This window comes from Candidatus Binatia bacterium (assembly GCA_036382395.1).
GTDB lineage: Bacteria > Desulfobacterota > Binatia > HRBIN30 > HRBIN30 > JAGDMS01.
In genome coordinates, this window is record DASVHW010000013.1 from 1 (window position 1) to 4,924 (window position 4,924).

The 4,924-nt window shown below is 64.5% G+C and carries 4 protein-coding genes; 2 read left to right on the forward strand and 2 right to left on the reverse strand.

From position 1 onward, the window contains the following. Window positions 1-4: 4 nt before the first annotated feature. Entirely contained in the window at window positions 5-1,369 is a 1,365-nt protein-coding gene (gene ccrA, locus VF515_00830; GenBank protein ID HEX7406170.1) for a crotonyl-CoA carboxylase/reductase, read from the forward strand. Between the two features lie 97 nt (window positions 1,370-1,466). Here the strand turns inward: ccrA and VF515_00835 are convergent, their stop codons facing one another. Continuing rightward, window positions 1,467-2,399, reverse strand: a complete 933-nt coding sequence (locus tag VF515_00835; protein HEX7406171.1) for a TIGR03564 family F420-dependent LLM class oxidoreductase — start codon at window positions 2,397-2,399, stop codon at window positions 1,467-1,469. A 144-nt stretch (window positions 2,400-2,543) separates the two neighbouring features. Beyond that, the gene (locus tag VF515_00840; protein HEX7406172.1) at window positions 2,544-3,002 is read right to left on the reverse strand and encodes an enoyl-CoA hydratase/isomerase family protein; all 459 of its coding nucleotides are present in this window, start codon (window positions 3,000-3,002) and stop codon (window positions 2,544-2,546) included. Window positions 3,003-3,202: 200 nt separating this feature from the next. Between VF515_00840 and VF515_00845 the strand changes: the two genes are divergently transcribed. Further along, window positions 3,203-4,717 (forward strand): amidase, encoded by a 1,515-nt coding sequence (locus VF515_00845; GenBank protein ID HEX7406173.1) that lies wholly within the window; start codon window positions 3,203-3,205, stop codon window positions 4,715-4,717. Window positions 4,718-4,924 lie beyond the last annotated feature (207 nt).

A 4,924-nucleotide genomic window follows, 5' to 3' on the forward strand; every position in this document is an offset into this window, starting at 1 on the left:
AGCGGTGCGTGAAGCCATTCTCTCGGGAACAGCTGGAGCACAGGACTACGCCAGCTTGCCGGTACCGAAGTCGATGCGGGCCGTCACCACCCACAAAGATGAAATCAAGATGTTCGAGGGACTCGAATCTCGACAGAAGGACCCCCGGCACAGCCTGCATCTCGATGAGGTGCCGGTTCCCGAACCAGGCCCTAACGAGGCCCTGGTCGCCGTGATGGCGTCCAGCATCAATTTCAACACCGTGTGGACCGCCATCTTCGAGCCGCTGCCGACGTTCCAGTTCCTGGAGCGCCACGCCAAGCGCAGCCCGTGGGATAAGCGGCACGATCTGCCCTACCACATCATTGGCAGTGACGCCTCCGGGGTGATCCTGCGAACGGGGCCGGGCGTCACGCTGTTCAAGCCCGGCGACGAGGTGACGATCCACTGCAACTACGTCGATCTGCAATCTTTCGAGGGGCATGACGACTCCATGCTCGATCCCGATCAGCGCATCTGGGGATTCGAAACCAACTTCGGCGGCCTGGCTGAGATCGCTCTGGTGCGCGCCAATCAACTGATGCCGAAGCCGGCACATCTCACCTGGGAAGAAGCCGCCTCCATGCCGCTCGTCAATTCCACCGCCTACCGCATGCTGGTCAGTCACAACGGCACGCAGATCAAGCAGGGAGACATCGTCCTGATTTGGGGAGCGGTTGGGGGGCTGGGTGGATTCGCGCTGCAATACGCCCTGAACGCGGGGGCTTTTCCGATCTGCGTGGTCTCCTCGGAAGAACGCGCCAAGCTCTGCCGAACCGTCGGGGCGCGCTGGGTGATCGATCGCAACGCCGAGGGGTACCGGTTTTGGAATGCGGACGGCGCGCAAAACGTCGGTGAGATCCGCCGCTTCGGAAAGAAGATCCGTGAACTCACTGGCGGTGAGGATCCCGACGTGGTGTACGAGCATCCAGGGCGCGAAACCTTCGCCGCCAGCGTGTTTGTCGCCCGGGCGGGCGGCAAGATCGTCACCTGTGCTTCCACCACCGGGTACATGCACGAGTATGACAACCGCTACCTGTGGATGAACAAGAAGCGCATCATCGGCTCCCACTTCGCCAACTATCGTGAAGCCTGGGAGGCCAATCGCCTGGTGTGCAAGCGCGCCATCCATCCCTTGCTCTCGGAAACCTACCCGTTGGCTCAGGCTGGCGAGGCGGCCAACCGCGTGCACCACAACCTCGGCTTCGGCAAGGTTGGGGTGTTGTGCCTGGCACCGGACGAGGGGCTCGGCGTGCGCGACCCGGACGGCCGCGCCCGGCACATCGGGCAGATCAATCTCTACCGCAACGCCGCGAAGGGTGAGTTTCGGCTGGTGAAGACAGAGCCGTAAGGGAGAGCGCGGCCGATGCCGCCGACAGGGGCATGGCGCAGCGGGCAGTCCGCCACGAGACCAGCATTCTGGTCGTTCAGAAAGTGGCGATGTCGACTCACTCGCGGTGATCCCGAGCAAACTTCACCAGCGCTGCCCGCGTGCGCTCCAGCGCTGCCGTGTCCTTCGCCACCACAAACGGGGTCGCCACGAGTTCGGTGACGCCAATTGACGCCAGATGCTGCAACTGCTCGCCGACGGCATCCTCATCGCCGACGATCGCCACATCAGCGGGCCCGGCGACGCCTTCGCGATCGAGCATGGCGCGATAGGACGGCAGGCCCCCGTAGACTTGAAAAGCGCGCCCCGCGCTCTCGCGCGCGGCGGCGACGTCCGCCGTGACGGCAATCGGCAGCCCGACCACTACCCGCGGCCTCGGCCGTCCCGCCTTTGCTGCCGCCTCGTTGATGCGTGGGATGGTGTACTCGCGCAACGTCTTCGGCCCGGTCATCCAGGTGACAGTGCCGTCGGCCTCGGCACCCGCCAGCGCCAACATCTTGGGCGCGAGCGCCGCCAGCAAAATGGGACAGGGTTCGGCCTGCGGTACTTTCACGTTGGCGTTCACTCGATATTCGCTGCCTTGGTAGCTCACCGCGCCAGTGCGAATGAGCGGCGCGAGCACCGCCAGGTATTCCTTCATGTGGGTGAACGGCTTGGCGAACGACAGGCCCAGCATGAACTCGATGACCACCTGGTGCGACAGGCCGATGCCAAGCGAAAAGCGGCCGTGCGTCGCCGCCTGCGCCGTGAGGGCCTGCTGCGCCATGGCCACGGGATGGCGCGTAAACGTGGGCACCACCGCGGTGCCGAGCGCAAGGCGCGAGGTTTCGCGCCCGATCAATGCCACCGCGGTCATCGCGTCGATGCCGAAAATATGGGCGAGCCACCCCGACGCGAAGCCGTCTCGTTCCGCCTGCTGCGCCTGCGCAATCAACTCCTCAAGTGGCGCCGGCCGCCCGGCGATCTCTCCGATTCCGAGGCCGATTTTCATTGAGCATCCTTTCCGCGTGTCTTGGCCCAGTACTCCTACATCGTCGCCACAGCTGGCGCCATTCACCGTGGCGAAGCATCCTGGTGCAGCAGAGCGGCGGACGCGGCACTCGCGTCTCCAGTGATCCATGCATCGAGCATGGGATCACTTCCGCGTGCGAGCATATCCTCGATGAACGCTATGGTCCTTGCGCGCAACTGGCGCTTGATCCGCGCATAGGCCTCGCGCGGCATGCTTGCCAGGTCGCGCGCCACTTCGATGGCCGTGGGCGAAGATGAGCCCTCCGGCGATGGCGTGGCCATTGACGGCCCCAACCACCGGCACCGGGCAGGCATACAGCGTCGCCAGTGTCCGATTGAGTGCGCTGACCATCTCCCGCTGCTCTTCAGGGCGGTACCGTGGCACCCGCTTGAGATCGAGCCCTGCGGAAAAGCAGTCCCCGGTCCCCGTGAACACGATCGCTCTTGCCCTACCCGCGTCCACGAGAGTCGCGAACGCCGTCTCGAGTTCGCGGGCAAACGTGAGGTCGATCGCATTGACCGGCGGACGGTTCAAGCGAAATACCGCGACCGCTCCGTCGTGCTCGATCACAAGGTGCTCCATCGCAGAGTCCCTCCCCGCGCAAGCTTACCTGCGAGTCAATCGCTATGTCCATCGCCCGTCGGACAGCGGCAGGCCGATACTGGCGACGACCCTTTTCGATCAGCCCCACGCGAACCGCAACCGCAGGGTGGATTCAGGTCCGGCTCGGCACTATGATCGTACACCAACGTCTGGACAATTCGCTGTGCGAGGAGGAATCGATGGTAATCACTGCGCCCACAACCGATCAGGCGCGCCAAGCCGCTGCGGCACTCGGGCTGGCACTCAGCGACGCCGACCTCGAATCGTATCGCGGGATGATGACGCCGTTGCTCGCTATGTACCAGGCACTCGACGCGATGCCTATCGACCTGCCGGCGGTGAAGTACCCGCGCGCCTCCGGTCGCCGGCCTGCGCCCGAGGAAAACCCCTACAACGCCTGGTATTACAAGACCTCGGTCAAAGGAGCGCCGAGCGGGAAGCTCGCGGGCAAGACGGTTGTCCTGAAAGACAACATCATGCTTGCCGGCGTGCCGATGATGAACGGGACGGCACTGCTCGACGGGTATGTGCCGGACATCGACGCCACGGTGGCAACGCGCGTGCTCGACGCCGGCGCGGAAATCGTCGGCAAGGCCCACTGTGAGTGCTTCTGTCTCTCGGCCGGCAGCCACACCAACGCCACCGGCCCGGTTCACAATCCGCGCAAGCACGGCTACTCCGCCGGCGGCTCCTCGTCGGGATGCGCCGCCCTGGTGGCCGCGGGCGAAGTGGACATGGCCATCGGCGGCGACCAGGGTGGCTCGATCCGCATACCCTCCGCCTTTTGCGGCACCTATGGCATGAAGCCGACCCACGGCTTGGTCCCCTACACCGGCATCATACCGATCGAGGTCACGCTCGATCACACGGGCCCGATCACGCGCTCGGTGCGTGACAACGCGCTGCTCCTCGAGGTCATCGCGGGCGCTGACGGCTACGACCCGCGCCAGTACGCGCCGGTGGTCCATCCCTACTCGGAGCAGCTGACCGCCGGCGTATCCGGCCTCAGGATTGCGGTGGTGCGCGAGGGCTTCGGCCTGTTGAATTCCGAGCCGGACGTCGATGCCAAAGTGCGGGCGGCCACGCGCCTGCTGGAGAAGCTGGGCGCCCGCATCCAGGAGGTGTCGATTCCGATGCATCCGCTCGCCGGTGCAGTGAGCGGCCCGATCCTCGTTGATGGCGTCATCAACACCGTGCTGGAAGGCAACGGATTCGGCACCGGGAGGTCGGATCTCTACGTCACCAGCCTGATGGATTTTCTGCAGGCCGGGCGCGGCCGGGTGAACGAACTGGCGGAGCCACTGAAGCTCATCGCACTCCTGGGGATGTACGTGAAACAACATTTTGGCAATAGCTACTACGGCAAGGCGATCAATCTCGGACGTACACTGACTGCGGCGTATGACCAGGTGCTCGCGGATTTCGACCTGCTGCTCATGCCGACAGTACCGATCAAGGCCACGCCTCTCCCTGGCCCCGGCGCGAGCCGCGAACAGATCGTGCTGCGGGCCTTCGAGCCGGTCGGGAACACGCAGGCGTTCAACGTCACGCACCACCCCGCCATGAGCATTCCCTGCGGCATGAGCGGCGGCTTACCGGTCGGCATGATGCTGGTGGGCGCACATTACGACGAAACGACCATCTACCGTACCGCTCACGCCTTCGAGCAAGCGGCGGACTGGACCACGCTCTGACCCTCGAGTTCCGGTGAACAAGGGAGGACAGCTGGATGATCATCGATCATCGCACCTACTGGGTGAAGCCTGGCAAGGTCAACGACTACCTCACGCTCTACCAGACGGAAGCGTTGCCGCTGCAACTGAAGTATCTCGGCCACTGCGTCGGTTGGTACGTCAGCAACGACATCGGGCCGCTCAGCCAACTCGTCCATATGTGGGCTT

Excerpts from the sequence above, each read along its gene's own strand:
- VF515_00845 (HEX7406173.1), top strand. The coding sequence starts at position 3,203 with ATGGTAATCACTGCGCCCACAACCGATCAGGCGCGCCAAGCCGCTGCG.
- VF515_00840 (HEX7406172.1), bottom strand. The coding sequence starts at position 3,002 with ATGGAGCACCTTGTGATCGAGCACGACGGAGCGGTCGCGGTATTTCGC.
- VF515_00835 (HEX7406171.1), bottom strand. The coding sequence starts at position 2,399 with ATGAAAATCGGCCTCGGAATCGGAGAGATCGCCGGGCGGCCGGCGCCA.